This window comes from Streptomyces sp. DG2A-72 (genome assembly GCF_030499575.1).
GTDB lineage: Bacteria > Actinomycetota > Actinomycetes > Streptomycetales > Streptomycetaceae > Streptomyces.
In genome coordinates this window covers 232,535-250,997 of the sequence record NZ_JASTLC010000001.1, presented here as the reverse complement: position 1 = coordinate 250,997, position 18,463 = coordinate 232,535, and the positions used below count along the sequence as shown (strand labels likewise).

Sequence of the window (18,463 nt, the reverse complement as noted above, 5' to 3'; positions counted from 1 at the left end):
CTCCTAGACCGAGGCGGGGGTGGCGGTGGCGCCGGCCGTGCGGGCGTAGGCGAGGGTGACCTCGTCGCGGAGGGTCTCCCAGATCTGTTCGTAGATCTCGATGAAGTGCGGGTCGAAGCGGATCTCCTGGACCTGGCGGGGGCGGGGCAGGTCGATGGGGAAGGTGTCCTTGACCGTGCCGGGGCCGACGGTGAGGACGACCACCTTGTCGGCGAGCGCGATGGCCTCCTCCAGGTCGTGGGTGACGAAGACGACGGCCGGGCGGGTCAGCTCCCACAGGGACAGCAGCTCGTCCTGGACGATCTGCCGGGTCTGGACGTCCAGCGCGGAGAAGGGCTCGTCCATCAGCAGGATCTCGGGCTCGTTGATCAGCGTCTGGGCCAGCGCCACCCGCTTGCGCATACCGCCGGACAGCTGGTGCGGCAGCCGGTCCTCGAAGCCGGACAGGCCTACCCGGCGCAGCCAGTCACGCGCCTTGGCGACGGCCTCCTTCTTCGACGTGCCGCGGAACTGCGGTCCGGCGGCCACGTTGTCCAGCACCGACTTCCAGGGGAAGACCGCGTCGGTCTGGAACATGAAGCCCACCCGGGGGTCGATTCCGTTGACTGCTTCGCCGTGGATCAGGGTCTGGCCCGCGCTCGCCGGCTCCAGGCCGGAGATCAGCGAGAGCGTGGTGGACTTGCCGCACCCGGTCGGTCCGACCACCGCGCAGAACTCGCCGGGGGCCACGGTCATGTCGAGGACGCGCAGGGCGGTGTAGACACCGCCTGACGGGGTGCGGAAACGCTTGGTCGCCTGGCGCAGCTCGATCGCCGGGGCCGAGCCGGTCGCTGATTGGGTCACTGCATCGCACCGCCTTCGGAAGGTGTCGGAAAAGTGCGTTGCGCCGGTGTTTCCGGCGGGTGACGAGAAGGTAGGGCGCGGTCCGGGGCGGGGCGAGACTTCCGTACGTTGCGCGGGTTTCCCACGTTGAAATTTGTTTTGTGCGTTCTGCTCAGTCGGCCGGGGGTGGGCAGCATGTCCGCCGACAGGCACAATCACGCCACCACGGGTGCGGCGCAGGGGCCGCGCCCGGCACGACGTACGACAGGGGCGACGGCGCCTGTGAAACCCATGCGTATCCGGATCGGCCGCGGCGGGAACGGGAGGCTCTCCGCGCGGATCCTGGCCAATCAGCTGTTCATCCTCGCGCTCACCGGCGTCATCGGCTTCGTGCTGTTCGCCCTCGCGCAGCGGGCCGAGCTCGACCGCGCCTACGAGGAACGGGCGCTGGCCATCGCGCAGACCACGGCCGCCGAGCCGCAGATCCAGCAGGCCATGGAGTACGGCGGTGGCGGCGACGTGGTGCAGGCCGTCGCCGAACGGATCCGGAAGGCGTCCGGGGCGTCGTACGTGGTCGTCACCGATGTGCGGGGCATCCGTCACTCGCACCCCATCCCGTCGCTGATCGGCAAACCGGTCAGCGACCCGCTCGCGGCGCGGGACGGCCGCACCCACGTCGGCGTCGATCACGGCGTGACCGGGCAGTCCGCCAATGGCCAGGCCCCGTTGTACGGGCCCACAGGTGCGCTGGTCGGCGAGGTATCGGCGGGCATCCCCGAGCACGATGTGCTCGGGGAGCTGTGGCGGGAGCTGCCCACCTTCGGTCTCTACGCCGCGATCGCCACCGCACTCGGCTCAGCGGCCGCCTTCCTACTGGCCAGACGGCTGAAGCGGTCGACCTTCGGCCTGGAACTGGAGGAGATCGCCGGGCTGCTCCAGGACCGCGAGGCGATGCTCCACGGCATCCGCGAAGGCGTCATCGCCTTCGACCCCGACGGCAGGATCACCGTGGTCAACGACGAGGCCCGGCACCTGCTCGCTCTCGGCACGGCGATCGGCAGCAGGCTGGAGGAGGTACTGCCTGACGGACGGCTGCGCCGCGCCCTGGACGGCACCCTCACCGGCACCGACGTCAGCGTGCTGACCGACGACCACTGCCTGGTCGTCAACCGGATGCCGGTGGCGCTGGGCGGCCGTGAACTGGGCGCGGTGGTCACCGTCCGCGACCGCACCGAGCTGATCGGGCTGCTGCGCGAACTGGACTCGGTGCGCGGGCTGACCAACGCGCTCCGGGCCCAGCAGCACGAGTTCACCAACCGCATGCACACCGTGGCCGGACTACTGGACATCGGCGACCACGACGCCGCCTACGAGTTCGCCGTCGAGTCGGCCGGCGCCGAGCAGGCGCTGACCGAGTCCGTACGCCGGCGGATCGGCAACCCGCTGTTCGTCGGGCTGATCGTGGCCAAGACCACGGTGGCCGCCGAGCGCGGGGTGCGGATCGTGCTCAGCGACGATTCCGCACTCGGCCAGGACCCGCCGCATCTGCGGCGGCTGCTGACCATCGTCGGCAACCTGCTGGACAACGCCATCGACGCGACTGCCGTCGGGCCACCCCCGGCGGGAGGCCGCGAGGTGCGGCTTGCCCTGGTCGAGGGCATCGACGAGGTGATGGTGCGGGTGGCGGACACCGGTCCGGGAATCCCGCCGGGGGCCGACGAGGCGATCTTCGAGGACGGCTGGTCGACCCGGCCGGACCGAGGCACCGCCCGGCGCGGCCTCGGGCTGGCCCTCGTCCACCGGCTGGTGCAGCGGCACGGTGGCACCATCACGGTCAGCGAGGGGGCGGGCGCGGTCTTCACCGTGACGCTCCCGTTGCCCGACACGGCTCCCGTGCCACAGGGCGCACTGTTCACGACGGCTCCGCCGCTGTCGGCCGGTGCCGAGGGAGGCGATCGATGGTGATCCGGACCCTGGTGGTGGACGACGACTTCCGGGTGAGCCACATCCACTGCGACTACGTGTCCCGCGTCGAGGGCTACGAGGTGGTCGGCCGGGCGGCCACGGTGGCCGAGGCGCTGGAGGCGGTGCGCACGCTCCATCCGGATCTGCTGCTGCTCGACATCTTCCTGCCGGACGGCAGCGGTCTCGACGTGCTGCGGCAGCTCAGCGGGGACGAGGGCGGCGCCCGCCCCGACGCCCTCATGATCACCGCCGACCGGGACATCACCTCGGTACGGATCGCCATGAAGCTGGGCGCCGTGGGATACGTCGTCAAGCCCTTCCGCTCCACCGACCTGGCCGAGCGGCTCACCGCCTATCGGGAACTCCAGCACCGTATGGACGTCCTCGGCCACGTGGCCGAGACGGATCAGGCCGATGTGGACGCCCTGTTCAGCGCGGCCCGGCCGCCCGTCGTCCCCCGGGTCCCGGCCAAGGGCCACTCCGCGCCGACCCTCGCCCTGCTGCACCAGACCCTCCGCACCGCACACGACGCCCTGTCGGCGGCCGAGGCCGCCGAACTCACCGGCGTCTCCCGCCCCACGGCCCAGCGATACCTCTCCTACCTCGTACGGGAGGGCATGGTCCGGCTCGAACTGCGCTACGGCGCCACCGGCCGCCCCGAACACCGCTACCGGATCGTCCACTGAACTCATGACAAAGCGATCGTTTTTGAGGCGACGCCAGTAGATGCCGAGCATCACACGCTGCTCACCCACGCACTCAACGTGTTGCATCCCCTGACATGGTTTCGACATGACACATGCTCGCCGCCGACTCGTTGGCACGCAGGCCCTGATCCTGCTCGCGGTGACCGCCGGATGCGCCGACCACAGCGGCTGATACCCGCGCCGGCAACCCCGGACCGACGGCCACCTCGGCCGCGGGGGAGGGCTTCTGTCCGCCTCACGAGGCGCAGCCGACGACGCCGTCCCCCTGCATCACGCTCGACTGGAACCAGCGGGTGGCGGAGAACCACGCGTACCGCAGCGCCATGCCGATCACCGACGAGCACAAGGAGCAGGCCACCCCGAAAGCGACGGCGCTGGCCGCAGCCTTGACGAAGCTCGCGGCCGCCGGGACCTCGAAAGACGTTCTGCGTGCCGCGGCAGCCGGTGCCCTCGGGACGAAGCAGGATCAGATCGAGATACGAGGGGAACACTTCGCCCCCCTCCGCAATGTGCTGGTAGGCGGAGGCGAGGGCCGCGTATCCGTCAATGGCAGAGTGGACAGCACGGGCAAGGCCGACGCGGAAGTGGTCGGTCGCACCGCCGACGGGGCCTGCCTGCCGGGCCTGGGCGGACACTGACCAGCGATACAGGCCAGGAACCAAGACTCGGCGTGCGGGGGCAATTCCCTTGCAAAGCAGCCCGTCACGCGCACATCACGCAGTACATGATCGCGCCACTATCGCTCGAGCATCTGAACAGACCCATCCGCGGCCGTAAGCCACCCTGCGACGCCGCGACCTGCCCGTCCACCCTCAACGAGGCAGCAAATCAGGCATCAACCCTCATACCGCCCCCTGAAGGGTGCGGCGAGCACCACGACCGCGATCACCAGGACCTTCACCCATCGATGTTTCACGCGGATCCCCCCCATGTTGTTGCGTTGTCACCACGGCTCGATGGGCCACCTCGTCGGTGCGTCCAGGTGAGACAGGAACTTGTCAGCGAGAACGGTGTGCCGATCGGCGACGGAGGGCGAGGACGATGCCGCCGCCGGCCACGACCAACGCGGTGGCGGCGCCGGCGATCACGGGGGTGCCGGTGCCCCCGCCGGTCTCGGCGAGGCTGGTGCCACTGCCTGCGGTCGATGCGGCGCTGCTCGCACCCGGCACCGGGGCCGCGCTGCCGCTCTGCGCCGGGTTCGGTTCTGTGGCCGAGGCCGTGGAGGAGGTCGGGGAGGGGTACGTCGACGTCGACGAGGGCTGGCCGGAAGGGGCGGCCTGCGCCGAGGGGGAGCTGGAGGGGGCGCAGGTTTCGTCCGGTACGACGACCTGGGGCTGGATGTCGTCGTCGACTTGGTCGCCGGCTTTGACGTGGACCCGGAAGGTTTCCCCGGCGTGCCAGTCCAGGGGGACGAGGTCGACGGTGGTGCCCTGCGCGGTGGGGTGCTCGATCGTCTTTGTGTCGACGAGCCGTTCGCCGCCGGGCATGCTCAGCTGCATGTACAGGCTGACGGTGGCCGGGGTGCCGGAGGCGTCCTTGTCGGTGACGCGGATGACTCCGTGGCCGCCCGTGTCGCACACGGCTGCTGCCGAGAAGTCACTGATGCTGCACGCGAGCGCGGTGTGGGCGGCACCGAGGGCGAGTGCGGCCGCGGCGGCCGACGTGCCTATGACGCGTGCCGCTCTGGCGGTGTGCTGGGAAAGGGGCATGATCTGTCCTTCGTGGGTCGACGGCCCGGCGCTGCCAAGCCTCCGGAAGCGGTCCGGGCGGCGACGAGAGCAAGTCGGGGCGGCAATGGACTCGGATACGACGACTGCGTGAGCGGTGAGAAGGCACCGCTCACGCAGCCGTGTGAAAAGCGATTCAGCCGGTGATCGCGACGGGCGCGTCCCAGGCGTCCCGGTCGACGGTGATGGTGTAACCGCCGCGGGTCTCCTTGCTGTTGACCATGTACTGATGGCCGCGGCTGTGGTTGGTGAACTGGGTGGAGCCCCACGGCCAGTCCGCGGTGGTGGTGTACTGCTTGTCCCACAGTGCGTACCAGAGGTTGCCCGGCAGGTCGGTCTTGTCGGTCGCGGTGGCGATGGCCTTGGCGCTGGAGCTGGTGAAACCGTAGAAGCCGGCGCGGTACGTCTGGGCGCGCAGGGTCCTGGTGAAGGAGCGCACATACGTCAGCACGGCGTCGTTGCACGCCTTGTTGGTGATGTCGTACGGCTCCATGTCCAAGTAGATCGCGCTGCCCGCCTTCATACCGAGCGCCGACGCCTTGGCCACCGAGTCCTTCGCGTCGCTCGCGCCGAGAGAGGCGGCGGTGGAGGCGGTCAGCTTCTCCGGGTTGGAGCCGGTCTGGCAGGGCGGCTGGGCGCCGACGTAGATCGGGATGAGCTTCCAGCCGACCGCGCTGACCGATCTCACCCAGGACGCGGTCAGGTTGGGCTGGGAGCAGCCGCGGTTCCTGCCGCCGACGTAGACCGCGGCGGCGCCGTAGAAGCCCGTGTGCCACGCCTTCATCGCCGTCAGCGAGGGCGCCGTGCAGGTGTCGAACGCGTGGCCGGTGTAGGTGCGCTGAGCGGGCCAGGCTGTGGCCGCCATCGAGGCCTGCGCCGCGATACCGGCACCTGCGACGACGGCGGCACCCGCCGTCGCCCAGGCGAAGTACCGGCGCTTCCTGGACAGCCGATGACTGGACATCCCCACCCCAATTCGAGATCACGGCATACGGCACGCGGAGGCGCACCGGCCGAAGACAATGTGTGCTCCGACACGGCAAGACCGACGCACTGACGCACCAACCGTCGCCGCCCCGCCCCGCCCCGCATGGTGCGGCACGGTTCTTCCGGCATCCCGGGCGTCCGGAGCGGATCGCACAGTAGTCGGCACCGACCCCGTGATCGGGAAACCGCGTCCCTTGATCACCACAAGATTCCCTCAAGCCACGGCAAACCTTCGAAATGGGCAGCTGCTTTGGCCAGGTTTTGAGTAATTGGAGATCAGTTCGTAGCCAGTGAAGTGTGGAGCGTACATACGATCAGGCAGGTGAACAGAGCTGGGAAGATCGGCCTTGCCAGTGCCTCCGCCGCCCTGGTCGTCGTCGGCGGAATCGGCGCCTACAACATCGTGCATGCCCTGACCTCCGGTCCCACGGGTGACGCCCAGGCCAAGGCGGCGCGCACTTTCGACCCGTCGGCCGTGTCGAGGACGCCGCCGACGGACACCGAAGCCGTCAAACTGACCCGCGCGTTCCTGGACAGCTGGTCCAAGCAGCACCTCGGCGACGCGGCCGGCGACACCGACCTGCCGGAACCGGCCGCACGGGCACTGCGGGGATACGCGGACGGCCTGCACCTCAAGACGCTGTCGTTCGCACACATTCGCTCGGCGGGGCCCTCGACGGTCACGCCCGGCGCCACCAAGGTCACGTTCGACGTCACCGCCCGGGTCGCGGATGGCACCTGGAGCTACCCGAGTGCGGTGGCGGTACGCAAGAGCACAGACGACGTGGTGGCGGTCCACTGGAACAACTCGGTGCTCTACCCGGGCCTGGGCGACGACCAGTCGCTGACCGCGGGCAGGCTGCCGGCCGACACCACCACGGTGAAGGTGGTCGCCGGCGACGGAAAGACAGACCTGTCCGCCTTCGCGTCCCTGCGGGACATCACGGCGACGATCCGCAAGAACGCCAAGCCCACCGGCGGAACCCCCGGCACGGGCGTGGCCGTGGTCGACGGCACCGGCGCGGGCGTCAAGGCGCTGAAGGTCTTCTCCAAGGGCCGGGCTGCCGTCGTCAAGACCACGATCGACGCCCGTCTTCAGTCGGTGGCCGAAACCGCGGTGACGGACGCTCATCTACAGGACAAGCCCGCCGGGACGGTCGCGCTCGACTGGACAACCGGCCACATCCTCGCGATCGCGCACACGGGCGCGGACGGCGACATCGCCATCAACGGCATCAAGTCGCCGGGCTCCACCATGAAGATCGTCACTTCGGCGGCCCTGTTCGACCAGGCGGGTCTCACCCCGAACAGTCCCGCGCCCTGTACGGACTCGCTCATGGCCAACAGCCAGCTGTTCCACAACGACCCGGGAGTGAGGGCCAACCCCGGCTCCACGGTCGCCCAGGCCTTCGCCGTGTCGTGCAACACCTCCTTCATCAAGGACGGCTTCCACGACCTGGTGCACGACGGCGACGCCTCCGCCCTGCACGACGAGGCGGTGAACGTCTTCGGCATGGGCAGCTGGTCCATCGGAGGCGGCGTCGCCACCACGGACCCGAGCATCCCGCCGGACGTGCAGGGCGGCGACCAGGCGGCCCAGTTCATCGGCCAGGGCCAGGTCACGGCCACACCGCTGTTCATGGCCTCGGTGGCGGCGACCGTACGCAACGCGGGCTTCGAGCAGCCGGTCATCCTGCCCGGCCAGCACCAGGGCACCGCGCCTCGGCCCATCTCCGCCCGCACGGCCGGCTACCTGCAGTCGATGATGCGCGGCGTGGCCACCAGCGGCACGGCGGCGCCGCGGCTGGGCGGTCTTGCGGGCGTGGGCGCCAAGACCGGCACCGCGGAGGAAGGCGACCACACCAACGGGTGGCTGACCGCATACAACTCCCGCATCGCCGTCGCGGCCCTGGTCGAGGGCGGCCGCTCCGGCGTGGACTCCGCCGGATACGTCGTCCGGCACCTGCTGACTGAGAACTGAGCTGCCGTCAGCGACAGCGGTGGGTGAGGAACTACCTGTTCTCCGCCCTGCCGAATGATCCAATCTCGCCTCTGTTCAGGCGGGACGGGACTGCTGCCGGTGACAGTGCGGGACGGGCCGGAGCCGGGGCGCGAAGGCTCCTGCATACTCGGTCCGTGATCGAGACTGACAGCGTCGTTCCGCTGCCCAACACCTCCATACCTGCAGGTGTGTCCGACTGGACGACGAAGGACGCGGGCCGTTGGGCGGCGCTGCACCCGCCCCGGTGGGCACGCCCGCTGTGGCCGGCACTGCTCACGCTGGCCACAGCGCTGGCTGCCGCGTTTCTGCCTGCTACCGGGCCTGCATGCAGCAGGGGCAATCCGTGCGGTGCGGACTCGCTCGGGGTGTGTCTGTGGGGTCTGCTGTTGGGCTTGGTGCTGTGGTCGCTGCGCTTTCCCGAACTGGTGTTGCTGACCTTCCCGGCGCTCGCCGTGGTGGTCGCCGCCGAGACATTCCCGCTGCCGGGCGGCGTCTACACCATTCTCACCGGGGCGGTGCTGGCGGCCTCGGGCGCCGCGTGCGGCGCGGCGGCCTGGCGCTTGGTCGCGCGCCGACGGCAGCGGCTGGCGGCCACTCAGGTGGCCGGTGCATCGCGTCACCGCGTGCCCGGCGCCGCAGCGGCTTTGCTGCGCGGCACGATCCGGATCGTCGTGGCGCTTGCGCTGCTGGGGATCGCGGCCGGGGCGGTGGGCATGGCACTTCGGGGCGTCCGCGACGATGCCCGCCGGTCCCGCGGGGCCGATCACCTCACAGGCCGGGTCGTGGCGCGCGGCGACACGAGCATCCGTGTCCGAGCGGCCGGCGCGACGCGCACCGTGGGCGCTCAGTCCCCGCAGGACTACAAGCCCGGCCAGCGGGTCGACGTGCTGGTCGCCGGAAGATGGGCCCAGCTTGCCGCAGAGCCCTATGCGCCGGTCGGCTGGCAACTACTCACCCTCGGCACCGCCCTGCCCGCGCTGACCCTGCTCGCCTCCGGCATCCGCGCCCGCCGCCGCGATGCGGTGCTGCTGCGCCGCCCGGTGCCGGTGTTGCGCGCCATGGTCGTCTTCGACGGGCGCGGCGACGCGTGGATCCGGCCCGTCGACGAGGCGAGCACCCAGCCGACCTTCCTGCGCTCCTGGGTCGAACCGCTGGGCAAGGGGACCGGCGACGGGGCGGTGGCCGGGTCCCGGGCCGACTCCCCGCAAGGGCAGGAGGCAGGCGACGAGGACACCGCCGTGGCCGACGGCCGGCCGCGCGAGGCGCTGGTGTACGGCGCTCTGCGGGCCGGCGCCCCGATGCTCCTGGTCACCGCGGCCCCCGACCAGGGCCTGGTGGTGCTGCGGTCCGGGCCGCTCGCTCTGCCGCGCCCCGGCGCGCTGCCCCGGACGGACCGGCCGGGCGCTCCGCGTTCCCCCGCACCGGAACGGGTCCACGAGGCCGGTGGTCGGCTGTCGGCGGGCGGTGGCGTGCGGCGGTGGGGGCCGGGCACCGCCGCACGCGCCGGGGCGGCGTTCATCGTCCTGGCGGCGGCCGCCATGATCTTGTTCCAGGTCGTCCGGATGCGGTCGGGTGCGGGCATCGGCTCCGGGGCGCCTTTGCTGTGGGTGGCGGTCGCAACATGGTCCGCGCCGGTGCTGGGCGGTTGGCGGATCACGGCCGACGCCGACGGCGTGTGGCTGACCGGTGTGTGGAAGGTCCGGCACATCCGGTGGGAGCAGATGACGCGGGTGGCCCACACCGGGGACGGAGCTGTGGAGATCTCCGGATCGGGGGGTGTGCAATGGCGACGAGCGAACATGGGCCGACGGCGGCCGGGCCGTTCTCGGGGCGTGCGTCCTGCGCACCTTCGTGCCGCCGAGGAGATCGCGGCCATGCACGCGCATCCAGAACTGCGGCCCGGCGAGAACAGCCGCCCCCGCTACCGCGGGGTCCCGCTGGGTCCGGTGCTGGCCGCGTTCTATCTGCTGTGGACAGCCGCGGCGTTTCTTCTCTGACCGGGAAGGTACAGACCGGGCGCCCCGGCGCACGGCCACCAGGCTCTACCGACCACGTCTGTCATTGGATTTTACTTCCTGCTCGAAGATCCACCGTTGACCGTACGGACCCAACAGCATCCACCAATGGCTCCGAGCCTCTACGCCTTATCCGCGGTTATAGGGGGCCACGTGAAAGGGCGCCGCCGCGAGGCCACGAGCGTCTGACGCAGCACACTGGGCGGTATGTCGATGGTGCGTGCGGTGCTGGTGGGTAGCTCTGAATTAATGCTGAGGTGGTGCAGCCGGAGTGTCCGAGACCGAAGAAGTGCAGTCGGCGTGGGGGTGGATAGTGCACTGGTTCACGGTGAACGCGCCATCCACAGCGGCGGCGCTGCACGGTCCGGCGACGGATGAGGACATCGCGGGTCTACGCGAGGCGCTGGGGTCCGCGGTGCCCGACGTGCTCGAGGCGTTGCTGCGGATGAACAACGGCAGCAACGCGAAGGACACCACGAAGACCCTTCCCAATGGGCGTGTGGTGCCCGATAGACACCTGGACTCGGCGATCTTCCCGTATAGCAAGGTGCTCCTGGGATGCAAGGAGACCATCTAGAGGCGCGCCCAGTTGCTGGATTCGGCGCAGGAAGCCGAGGGCTACTGGAAGCCCTCCTTGATCCCGGTCATCTGGGACTTCGAAGGTGCCTACCACGGGTATGCCCTGGATGCTTCCGGATCTTCCGGTTTCCGTGTGCTGGAGTATGCCGAGGTGGGTCCGAACGAGACTGATCCAGCAATTGCCTTGGAGGAGCTGTTGAAGTCGTTCGCCGACGGAATGGACCGCGGCAGCTGGGACGTTCAGCGCGCACCGGTGGAGGACGGGTCCCTCAGATGGCGTGAGGAGTGATCTCTGGCGGCTGCGATGTAGATCCAGTCGGTTGGACATACCTGGGGCCGCCTCCGGAAGAGGCGGCCCCACGCGTATCTGCAGCTACGTGCCCGGTGTCAGTTGGTTGCGGTCAGGGTGCACTTGGCGGACGTTGAGCTGGGGTTGGTGGAACCGCAGTCTCCGCTCGGCGCAGGGGCCACGCCCGGCACGACGTACGACAGGGGCGACGGCGCCTGTGAAACCCATCCGTATCCGTATCCGGATCGGCCGTGGCGGGAACGGGAGGCTCTCCGCGCGGATCCTGGCCAACCATCTGTTCATCCTCGCGCTCACCGGCGTCATCGGCTTCGTGCTGTTCGCCATCGCGCAGACCACGGCCGTCGAGCCGCAGATCCAGCAGGTCATGGAGTACGGCGGTGGCGGCGACGTGGTGCAGGCCGTCGCCGAACGGATCCGGAAGGCGTCCGGGGCGTCGTACGTGGTCGTCACCGATGTGCGGGGCATCCGTCACTCGCACCCCATCCCGTCGCTGATCGGCAAACCGGTCAGCGACCCGCTCGCGGTGCGGGACGGCCGCACCCACGTCGGTGTCGATCACGGCGTGACCGGGCAGTCCGCCAACGGCCAGGCCCCGCTGTACGGGCCCACAGGTGCGCTGGTCGGCGAGGTATCGGCGGGCATCCCCGAGCACGATGTGCTCGGGGAGCTGTGGCGGGAGCTGCCCACCTTCGGTCTCTACGCCGCGATCGCCACCGCACTCGGCTCAGCGGCCGCCTTCCTACTGGCCAGACGGATCACCGTGGTCAACGACGAGGCCCGCCACCTGCTCGCTCTCGGCACGGCCATCGGCAGCAGGCTGGAGGACATACTGCCTGACGCACGGCTGCGCCGCGCCGCGGACGGCACCCTCACCGGTACCGATGTCAGCGTGCTGACCGACGACCACTGCCTGGTCGTCAACCGGATGCCGGTGGCGCTGCGCGGCCGTGAACTGGGCGCGGTGGTCACCGTCCGCGACCGCACCGAGCTGATCGGGCTGCTGCGCGAACTGGACTCGGTGCGCGGGCTGACCAACGCGCTCCGGGCCCAGCAGCACGAGTTCACCGTGCCCGACACCGCCCGCACACCTCAGGGCGCACTGTTCACGACGGCTCCGCCGCTGTCGGCCGGTGCCGAGGGAGGCGATCGATGGTGATCCGGACCCTGGTGGTTGGCCCTGTCCATGAGATTCGGCTCTGGTCCACTTCGTGTGGTCGCGTACACAGGGTGACTGTTGATCTTCGCCTAATGGTGGTTCTAGGGTCCGTCTTCAAACGGATCTTGCCCAGAGCACGAATGACGCGAGTGTGACCGCTGCTTCGTAGGAGGCGGCGGTCTTCTCGTATCGGGTGGCGATTCCACGGAAGCCTTTGAGCCGGTTGAAGCAGCGTTCGACGACGTTGCGTTGACGGTAGACCTGCCGGTCGAACACCGGTGGCCGCCCGCCGCGACCGCCACGGTTGTGCCGGTGTCGCTGCTGGTCGGTCTTCTCCGGGATAGTGTGCCCGATGCCGCGTTTACGCAGGTAGGCGCGGAAGCCGCGGGAGCTGTAGGCCTTGTCTGCGATGACCTGATCAGGCCTGCAACGGGGTCGGCCCGGTCCGGTGCGAGGGACACGGAAGCGCTCCAGAAGAGGGCGCGCGCAGATGCTGTCGTGACGTTGCCCTGGCGTCACCAGGACTGCGAGCGGGCGCCCCTTGCCGTCGCAGGCGAGATGGATTTTGGTGGTCAGTCCGCCTCGGGATCGACCGAGGGCGTGATCGTCCGGTTCGTCCGGCCGATGGTGCCCCCTTTTCGGCCGGTGGCGGCCGCGTGCTGGTGGACGCGGACGATGGTGGAGTCGATCTGGACGAGCCAGTCGATGTCGCCGGCCGCGTCCGCACCAGCTTGGATCTGCTGAAGAGCCCGGGTGAACACGCCGTCCAGGGCGTAGCGGCGGAAGCGGGTGTAGACGGTCTGCCATGGACCGTAGCGTTCCGGCAGGTCACGCCAGGATATCCCGGTCCGGATCTTGTAGACCATCCCGTTGATGACCTGCCGGTCCGACACCCGCGGCCGGCCCGTCACAGCCCGCGGTATCAGCGGAGCGAGTAACTCCCACTCCTGATCGGTGAGTTCATGACGACGTATCATCCCACCATGATCCACCACCCGATGATCTTTGAAGACGGACCCTAGTGGTCGTAGGCAGTCAGTGCGCGCATGACTGGCTGGCCGCGAATGAACCTGGCTCCCCTCATCAGCCCGCTTGGAATCGATCTTCTAGGCTGGCGCGGTGACTGGTGAGCAGGAGCGGGTGCAGCCGTCGGGAGTGTGGGCCACGGCGGTGGGGGTGGCCAGGGTGCGGGCGCTGGAGACCGAGCGGGAGAACGCCCTGTTCCGCGACCCGCTGGCACAGGCCTTCGCCACTGCCGGCGGCCTGTGGCCCTCCTCGCCGCCGCTGCCCGATGACGAGGCCGCGCAACGCCGCTGGCTGGCCGTGTCGTTCTCCATCGTCATCAGGACGAAGTTCCTCGACGACCTGTTGCAGCAGGCCTCCGCGTCCGGGGTCCGGCAGGTCGTGCTGCTCGGCGCCGGCATGGACAGTCGGGCCTTCCGGATGGACTGGCCCGAGGGCACCCGGCTGTTCGAGGTCGACACTGCTGCACCACTGGACTTCAAGGCTTCGGCGCTGCGCCAGGAGCGGGCCGTCGCACGCTGCGAGCGGATCACCGTCGCGGTGGATCTGCGTGAGGACTGGCCAGGCGCGCTGGCCGCCGCAGGGCACGACCCGGCGGTGCCGACCGCGTGGATCGCCGAAGGACTGCTGATCTATCTGCCCGAGGACGCGGTGGAACTACTGCTGGCCCGGATCAGCACGCAGTCGGCGGCAGGCAGTTGGATGGGGTTGACATTGGGCTCGCGCGGCGTGATCGAGCGCTTCGGCGCGGACGCCACGCCGGGATCGGCGGCGTCCATGTGGATTTCGGAGACGCCCGACGACCCGGTGGGCTGGCTGGCCGGGCATGGCTGGGAGGCCGGCAGCCACACCCTGCGCGAGCGCGCTGCCGCCTACGGCCGCCCTATCAGCACCCCGCCGCAGCGCGATGAGCGGCCCGGCGGACTGATCTCGGCGGTCCGCCGGTAGAGCGTCTCCCGGTTCCCTAGTGCTGTGACCGGAATAGTTCACCGTGTCCGGAAGACGGCTCACAGGACGAACGAGCCGCGAATGGACTGGTATTACTGGTGCATGCATGAAGAGACCGCGCGGTCCGCGATCGACACGTTCATCTCCGCGTTCAACGCCTCGGACGACAACTATGTGACTGGGTTGCTCTCCCAGGCCCTTACCTCGGACGTGATCTTCTGGGGACCGTTGGGCCGCAGTGAGGGGATCGAGGCGGTTGAGCGGTTCGTGCTGGACATCCGGCGCCACCCGGCGGGAACCGGCACGATGGTGCGCTGCTCGGCGGTGGACATGCCGGACGAGTGGGCCCGGTACCAGTGGGTCTTCACCACGCCGGATGGAGGCCCCCGCCTAGCGGGAACGGACGTCGTCCATCTGCGGCGGAGCCTCATCGACCAGGTCATCATCTTCGCGGGGGAGATTAAGCCGTCCGGCTCCTGAGCTTTCCTTCGCCCTGAATTGTCCCCGTTCGGAGCGGGCCTGTGATGCGCTGTGGCCGCGTAGGTTCGCCGGGTCGGTCAGGAAGCGGCAGCGAGGAGGCGTCCGCCCCAACGGATGCCTTTCTCGCTGCGGATGCGGGCGCGTTGGCGGCGCTGGGCGGCGAGGACGTCGGGGTGGCGGGCGTTGGCGTTGCGCCAGCGCGGGTAGGCGTGCAGGGCGCGGGTCTGCGCGGTGTGGTTGCGGTGACTGGAGTTGGCGACGGTGAACTGCCGCAACGGCCCGAAGTGCGCCTCGACCGGGTTGGCCTAGGACGCGTAGGTCGGGGTGAAACACAGCTCGACCCGGTTCTTCTTCGCCCAGCGCCTGATGGTGTCGCCCTTGTGGGCGGACAGGTTGTCCAGGATCAGGTAGATCGGGGCGCCGTCTGGGCGGGCCGCGCGGATGGACCTCAGCGCGGCCAGGGTGTTCGCGGCGCCTTTCTTCCTGCGGTTGACGCCCCATAGGGTGTCGTCGCCGACCGAGAGCAGCCGTGGAAGTAGCGCACCCCGTGGGTGCGGTGGTAGGTCGCGGGATGCCGCTCGGGTCGGCCCTGCTCGGCCCAGCACGATCCGTCGGTGGGCCGGATCCCGAGCGGCCCGAACTCGTCGAACGCGAACACCTGGTCCGGGAAGCGCTCCAGTACCTCCTCGATCCGGTCCAGCTTGGCGTCGCGCTCCGGGTCGGGCGACTCCTTCCACGTCTTGGTCCGCTGGAAGGTGACCCCGCGGCGGGCGAGCAGGCACCGTAACGCCTCGTGTCCGATCCTGATCACGCGGACGTGCACTTTCCGCAGGTAGGCGGCGAGTTTGCGGATGGACCATCGGGTGAAGGGCTGACCGAGCTTGGTCGGGCGGGTGGTGGCCGTCGCCACGACGAAGTCCTCGTCGTCAGGGCTGAGCAGGCGGGGACGGCCTCCCGCCCACCGAGGGTCCAGGCAGGCCGGGCCGATCTCGTTGAACCGATGGATCACGTCCCGGACGGTGTCCTCGTCGGCTTGCACCAGCTTTGCGATCACGGGCACCCGGTTGCCGCCGGCCGAAGCGAGCAGCATCATCGCGCGCCGGTACCGCACCGAGCTGGTGCTGCCCCGGCGCACGATGTGCTGCAGCTTCTGCCCTTCCTGGTCGGTCAACCTGCGCACACGAACAGGCTCAGCCACCACACCCCTTTCCTCGGTCGAGGGCGTGTTGGTGGAATCGGTCGAGGTGATCGACACGGTCGTCCGGGTCGAGGCCCGTACGACCGCAGGGCGGGCGGCCTGTCCGGGTGCGGTGCTGGGGCGGTCCGCTGCCTCATCCGACGTGCCTGGTCCCTCTACCACTGGGACACCCGTGCCCGAAGCCCCCGTATCCGATGACCTGCTGGCGGACGCCCTTGCTGCCCTGCCCTGCTAAATTGCTGGTCATCACGTGAGCTTTCCCGGTGCGGATCCCCATCCGTCGGGGAGGCTTTTTCATGCCCGGGGCCAGCCTCCCCGGCACTGGTGGACCCGCTTCGGGGTGCGCGCCCCGCCGAGCGGCCTGAACGCGTTGCGCCCACTGGTCGGTTCCTCCTTCCCAGCGCGGATTGGTTCAGGCGTATCGGAACTCCCGCCAATCCGGCTCATCACAATAGGTCGGTGAAGGCGAAGATCCGATACCTCACCCACAGAACGTCGCAGCAGGACCTTGCCGTGGTGCTGATCAATCGCAACCGGATCACTCTCGGCTGGGCCAACTACTTCAGGTATGCCGTTGCGAAACGCATTTTCAGCAAGCTGGACGACCTCGTCTGGTGGAGGCTCGTCCGGCTGCTGAGGACGCGGCATCACTGGAGCTGGTCGGACGTCCGAAGACGGCTCACCACCCCCACCGGGCGGTGGCTGCCGATCAGCGCGGACGGGATCGAGTTGCGGAAGACCAGCGCGATTTTGGTCACCCGGTATCGCTACCGCGGCAACAAGATCCCCACCCCCTGGGCACCTGCAACCACCTGACGGCAGAGACCGTGGAGAGCCCGTTGCCTGGTAACAGGCACGGCGGGTTCGGCGAGAGGTCCGGGGAAACGGACCGGGAGCAATCCCGGCACTGCGCCCCGGGCCTACTCAGCGACGAGTCCGGATTCTCCATGACGCCGCCTCGCGCCTGCGCCTGGGGCCGGCGCGGACACACGCCCGTCATCCGAGTGAGAGGCCGGTCCCGCCGCAGTTTGGGAGGTGACGCCCTGCGTGGGGCATCTGCCGTCCATGACGATACCGCGGGGAGGCGCGGGTGGTGCTACTGGGTCAACGACCTTGCGCTGACGGGGTGTCGACGGGCGTCAGGTCTCGGCTTTCTGCAGTAGTCGATCCAGCAGCAGCCATGAGCGACTGCTGACCTTCACACTTCGCGAATGCCGAAGATGCCGACTGAAGCGCAAACGATCTGGTGGGTCGTCACCGTTTCGGCCCGACGCCAGTGATCCGGGTCGGGGGGCGGTCATCAGCACGCAGGAACTGCCCGTGGTCCAACTGCCCTGCGTCACCACGTCCCGGCGATCGGTGAGCTGCCTCCGGAGGAGCCGAGCGCGTTCAGCAGATGGCCCACGAGGCTCCAAGTCGAGGAGGTCAACACTGTCGGCCGCCTTGGCGCATGCCGAGGCTTCGACCAGATCGCGGCTGCGGCAGTCGCCTCCATGAATTCGCGCTGCCCGTCTGACAGCAGCTCGGTCAGCGCCTCGGCAGGGGTATGACGATTGAGCGCCGACTGCACGGCCGAGAGTCCTTCACCCTGATCAGGGTCCACATTCAGTCACCGTGGTCGTCGGCGCCTGACTGCACCTTGTTGTCCCGGGTCTGGACCACTACGGCGGCGCGGTGCAGCTCGGCGAGAACCGTGCGCACGGCATTGCGGGCGATGCGTTCGGGACGGTGCAGTACGTCGATGTGGCGGTGGGTGTGTACACCGCTGAGCGGTTTGAGGACGACCGCGGGGTGGGGACGCGCGGTCCAACGCGGCATGAGAGCCAGGCCGCCGCCGGCTGCCACGACCTCGGCGACCACGGAGAACTCGTTGACGCGGTGGACGATGTCGGGCCGGCGGTTCGCGGCAGTGGCGATGGCCTCGATGGTGGCCAGTAGCGGGAACCCGTCGTGCACGGTGATCCAGGGCTGATCGGCCACGTCCTGCGGGGACAGCCGTCGCCGTGCGGCCAACGGGTGGTCGATGGGTACCGCGATGTCGAGCGGTTCCCGCAGGAGCGTGGTGGCGGTCACGGTGCGTGGCCATGCCGGAGCGTGGTCGAGCCGGTGGGCGAGCACGAGGTCGTAGTCGCGGGTGAGGCGCGGGAAGTGGTTCTGGGCTACGTCCTCGTCGGCGAGCGCCAGGCGGGGGCGGCCCGGGCCGGTGAGGCCGCGCAGCAGAAGAGGGAAGAACGTGGCCGCTGCACTGTGGAAGGCGGCCACCGAGACGACGCCGTCGGGCTGTTCGACGTAGTCGGTGACGGCGTTCCGTGCTCGTGCCAGGGCGGTTTCCACCTCGATCGCGGCGTCGGCGAGTGCCTGCCCGGCCTCGGTGAGCACCACCCGGCGTCCCGCGCGTTCGGTGAGCGGCACGGGGATCGAGCGTTGCAGCAGCCGCAGTTGCTGCGAGACCGCCGAGGGCGTCACCAGCAGGGCTTCGGCGACCGCGGTGACGCTGCCGAGTTCTCTCAGTTCCCGCAGGATCCGCAGTTGTCGTGCATCCAC

Annotated in this window: 17 protein-coding genes and 1 pseudogene; 11 read left to right on the top strand and 7 right to left on the bottom strand. The window is 69.5% G+C overall.

What is annotated here, in order from left to right; genetic code table 11:
- Positions 1–3: 3 nt before the first annotated feature.
- On the bottom strand, positions 4–843 hold the full coding sequence (locus QQY66_RS01345; RefSeq protein ID WP_301977165.1) for an ABC transporter ATP-binding protein: 840 nt from the start codon (positions 841–843) through the stop codon (positions 4–6).
- 270 nt (positions 844–1,113) lie between these two features.
- On the opposite strand from QQY66_RS01345, the gene QQY66_RS01340 reads away from it, so the two are divergent.
- From QQY66_RS01340 to QQY66_RS01330, 3 genes are all read left to right on the top strand, one after another.
- Entirely contained in the window at positions 1,114–2,787 is a 1,674-nt protein-coding gene (locus QQY66_RS01340; RefSeq protein WP_301977164.1) for a sensor histidine kinase, read from the top strand.
- Positions 2,781–3,473, top strand: coding sequence for a response regulator (locus QQY66_RS01335; RefSeq protein WP_301977163.1), 693 nt, complete (start codon positions 2,781–2,783; stop codon positions 3,471–3,473). Before QQY66_RS01340 ends, QQY66_RS01335 begins: the two co-directional genes overlap by 7 nt.
- 344 nt (positions 3,474–3,817) lie before the next feature.
- The gene (locus QQY66_RS01330; RefSeq protein WP_301977162.1) at positions 3,818–4,132 is read left to right on the top strand and encodes a hypothetical protein; all 315 of its coding nucleotides are present in this window, start codon (positions 3,818–3,820) and stop codon (positions 4,130–4,132) included.
- A 360-nt stretch (positions 4,133–4,492) separates the two neighbouring features.
- Here the strand turns inward: QQY66_RS01330 and QQY66_RS01325 are convergent, their stop codons facing one another.
- The gene (locus QQY66_RS01325; protein WP_301977161.1) at positions 4,493–5,203 is read right to left on the bottom strand and encodes an LAETG motif-containing sortase-dependent surface protein; all 711 of its coding nucleotides are present in this window, start codon (positions 5,201–5,203) and stop codon (positions 4,493–4,495) included.
- 154 nt (positions 5,204–5,357) lie between these two features.
- On the bottom strand, positions 5,358–6,185 hold the full coding sequence (locus QQY66_RS01320; RefSeq protein WP_301977159.1) for a glycoside hydrolase domain-containing protein: 828 nt from the start codon (positions 6,183–6,185) through the stop codon (positions 5,358–5,360).
- Between the two features lie 345 nt (positions 6,186–6,530).
- Here QQY66_RS01320 and QQY66_RS01315 point away from each other — a divergent pair, with 345 nt between their 5' ends.
- From QQY66_RS01315 to QQY66_RS01295, 5 genes are all read left to right on the top strand, one after another.
- Positions 6,531–8,189 carry a penicillin-binding transpeptidase domain-containing protein gene (locus QQY66_RS01315; RefSeq protein ID WP_301977158.1) on the top strand — a complete coding sequence of 553 codons (1,659 nt, stop codon included), beginning with the start codon at positions 6,531–6,533 and terminating at the stop codon, positions 8,187–8,189.
- Positions 8,190–8,344: 155 nt separating this feature from the next.
- Entirely contained in the window at positions 8,345–10,207 is a 1,863-nt protein-coding gene (locus QQY66_RS01310; protein WP_301977157.1) for a hypothetical protein, read from the top strand.
- Between the two features lie 289 nt (positions 10,208–10,496).
- Positions 10,497–10,802 carry a hypothetical protein gene (locus QQY66_RS01305; RefSeq protein WP_301977156.1) on the top strand — a complete coding sequence of 102 codons (306 nt, stop codon included), beginning with the start codon at positions 10,497–10,499 and terminating at the stop codon, positions 10,800–10,802.
- A gap of 57 nt (positions 10,803–10,859) precedes the next feature.
- Positions 10,860–11,093, top strand: coding sequence for a hypothetical protein (locus QQY66_RS01300; protein ID WP_301977155.1), 234 nt, complete (start codon positions 10,860–10,862; stop codon positions 11,091–11,093).
- Between the two features lie 217 nt (positions 11,094–11,310).
- Positions 11,311–12,270 (top strand): hypothetical protein, encoded by a 960-nt coding sequence (locus QQY66_RS01295; protein ID WP_301977154.1) that lies wholly within the window; start codon positions 11,311–11,313, stop codon positions 12,268–12,270.
- 114 nt (positions 12,271–12,384) lie between these two features.
- Here QQY66_RS01295 and QQY66_RS01290 read toward each other — a convergent pair.
- Positions 12,385–13,247, bottom strand: a protein-coding gene (locus QQY66_RS01290) for an IS5 family transposase (RefSeq protein ID WP_301987099.1) whose coding sequence is annotated in 2 segments (ribosomal slippage) — positions 12,385–12,888 and positions 12,891–13,247 — 861 coding nt in all. Because the reading frame shifts where the segments join, the coding sequence is not laid out codon by codon here.
- Between the two features lie 142 nt (positions 13,248–13,389).
- Between QQY66_RS01290 and QQY66_RS01285 the strand changes: the two genes are divergently transcribed.
- A complete protein-coding gene (locus QQY66_RS01285; protein WP_301977153.1) occupies positions 13,390–14,241 on the top strand; it encodes a class I SAM-dependent methyltransferase in 852 nt (283 codons plus the stop codon).
- Between the two features lie 102 nt (positions 14,242–14,343).
- Positions 14,344–14,721 carry a nuclear transport factor 2 family protein gene (locus tag QQY66_RS01280; protein ID WP_301977152.1) on the top strand — a complete coding sequence of 126 codons (378 nt, stop codon included), beginning with the start codon at positions 14,344–14,346 and terminating at the stop codon, positions 14,719–14,721.
- Positions 14,722–14,798: 77 nt separating this feature from the next.
- Here QQY66_RS01280 and QQY66_RS01275 read toward each other — a convergent pair.
- Positions 14,799–15,919 (bottom strand): annotated as a pseudogene (locus QQY66_RS01275) (IS630 family transposase).
- Positions 15,920–16,378: 459 nt separating this feature from the next.
- Between QQY66_RS01275 and QQY66_RS01270 the strand changes: the two are divergent.
- Positions 16,379–16,735: a group II intron maturase-specific domain-containing protein gene (locus QQY66_RS01270; protein ID WP_301977151.1), complete on the top strand. Its 357-nt coding sequence runs from the start codon at positions 16,379–16,381 to the stop codon at positions 16,733–16,735.
- A 523-nt stretch (positions 16,736–17,258) separates the two neighbouring features.
- Here QQY66_RS01270 and QQY66_RS01265 read toward each other — a convergent pair.
- Entirely contained in the window at positions 17,259–17,489 is a 231-nt protein-coding gene (locus QQY66_RS01265) for a hypothetical protein (RefSeq protein ID WP_301977150.1), read from the bottom strand.
- A 35-nt stretch (positions 17,490–17,524) separates the two neighbouring features.
- The gene (locus QQY66_RS01260; RefSeq protein WP_301977149.1) at positions 17,525–18,463 is read right to left on the bottom strand and encodes a LysR family transcriptional regulator; all 939 of its coding nucleotides are present in this window, start codon (positions 18,461–18,463) and stop codon (positions 17,525–17,527) included.

Bases quoted from the DNA above. Each gene is read 5' to 3' on its own strand.
- QQY66_RS01340 (WP_301977164.1), top strand. From the start codon at position 1,114: ATGCGTATCCGGATCGGCCGCGGCGGGAACGGGAGGCTCTCCGCGCGG.
- QQY66_RS01335 (WP_301977163.1), top strand. From the start codon at position 2,781: ATGGTGATCCGGACCCTGGTGGTGGACGACGACTTCCGGGTGAGCCAC.
- QQY66_RS01330 (WP_301977162.1), top strand. From the start codon at position 3,818: ATGCCGATCACCGACGAGCACAAGGAGCAGGCCACCCCGAAAGCGACG.
- QQY66_RS01325 (WP_301977161.1), bottom strand. From the start codon at position 5,203: ATGCCCCTTTCCCAGCACACCGCCAGAGCGGCACGCGTCATAGGCACG.
- QQY66_RS01320 (WP_301977159.1), bottom strand. From the start codon at position 6,185: ATGTCCAGTCATCGGCTGTCCAGGAAGCGCCGGTACTTCGCCTGGGCG.
- QQY66_RS01280 (WP_301977152.1), top strand. From the start codon at position 14,344: ATGCATGAAGAGACCGCGCGGTCCGCGATCGACACGTTCATCTCCGCG.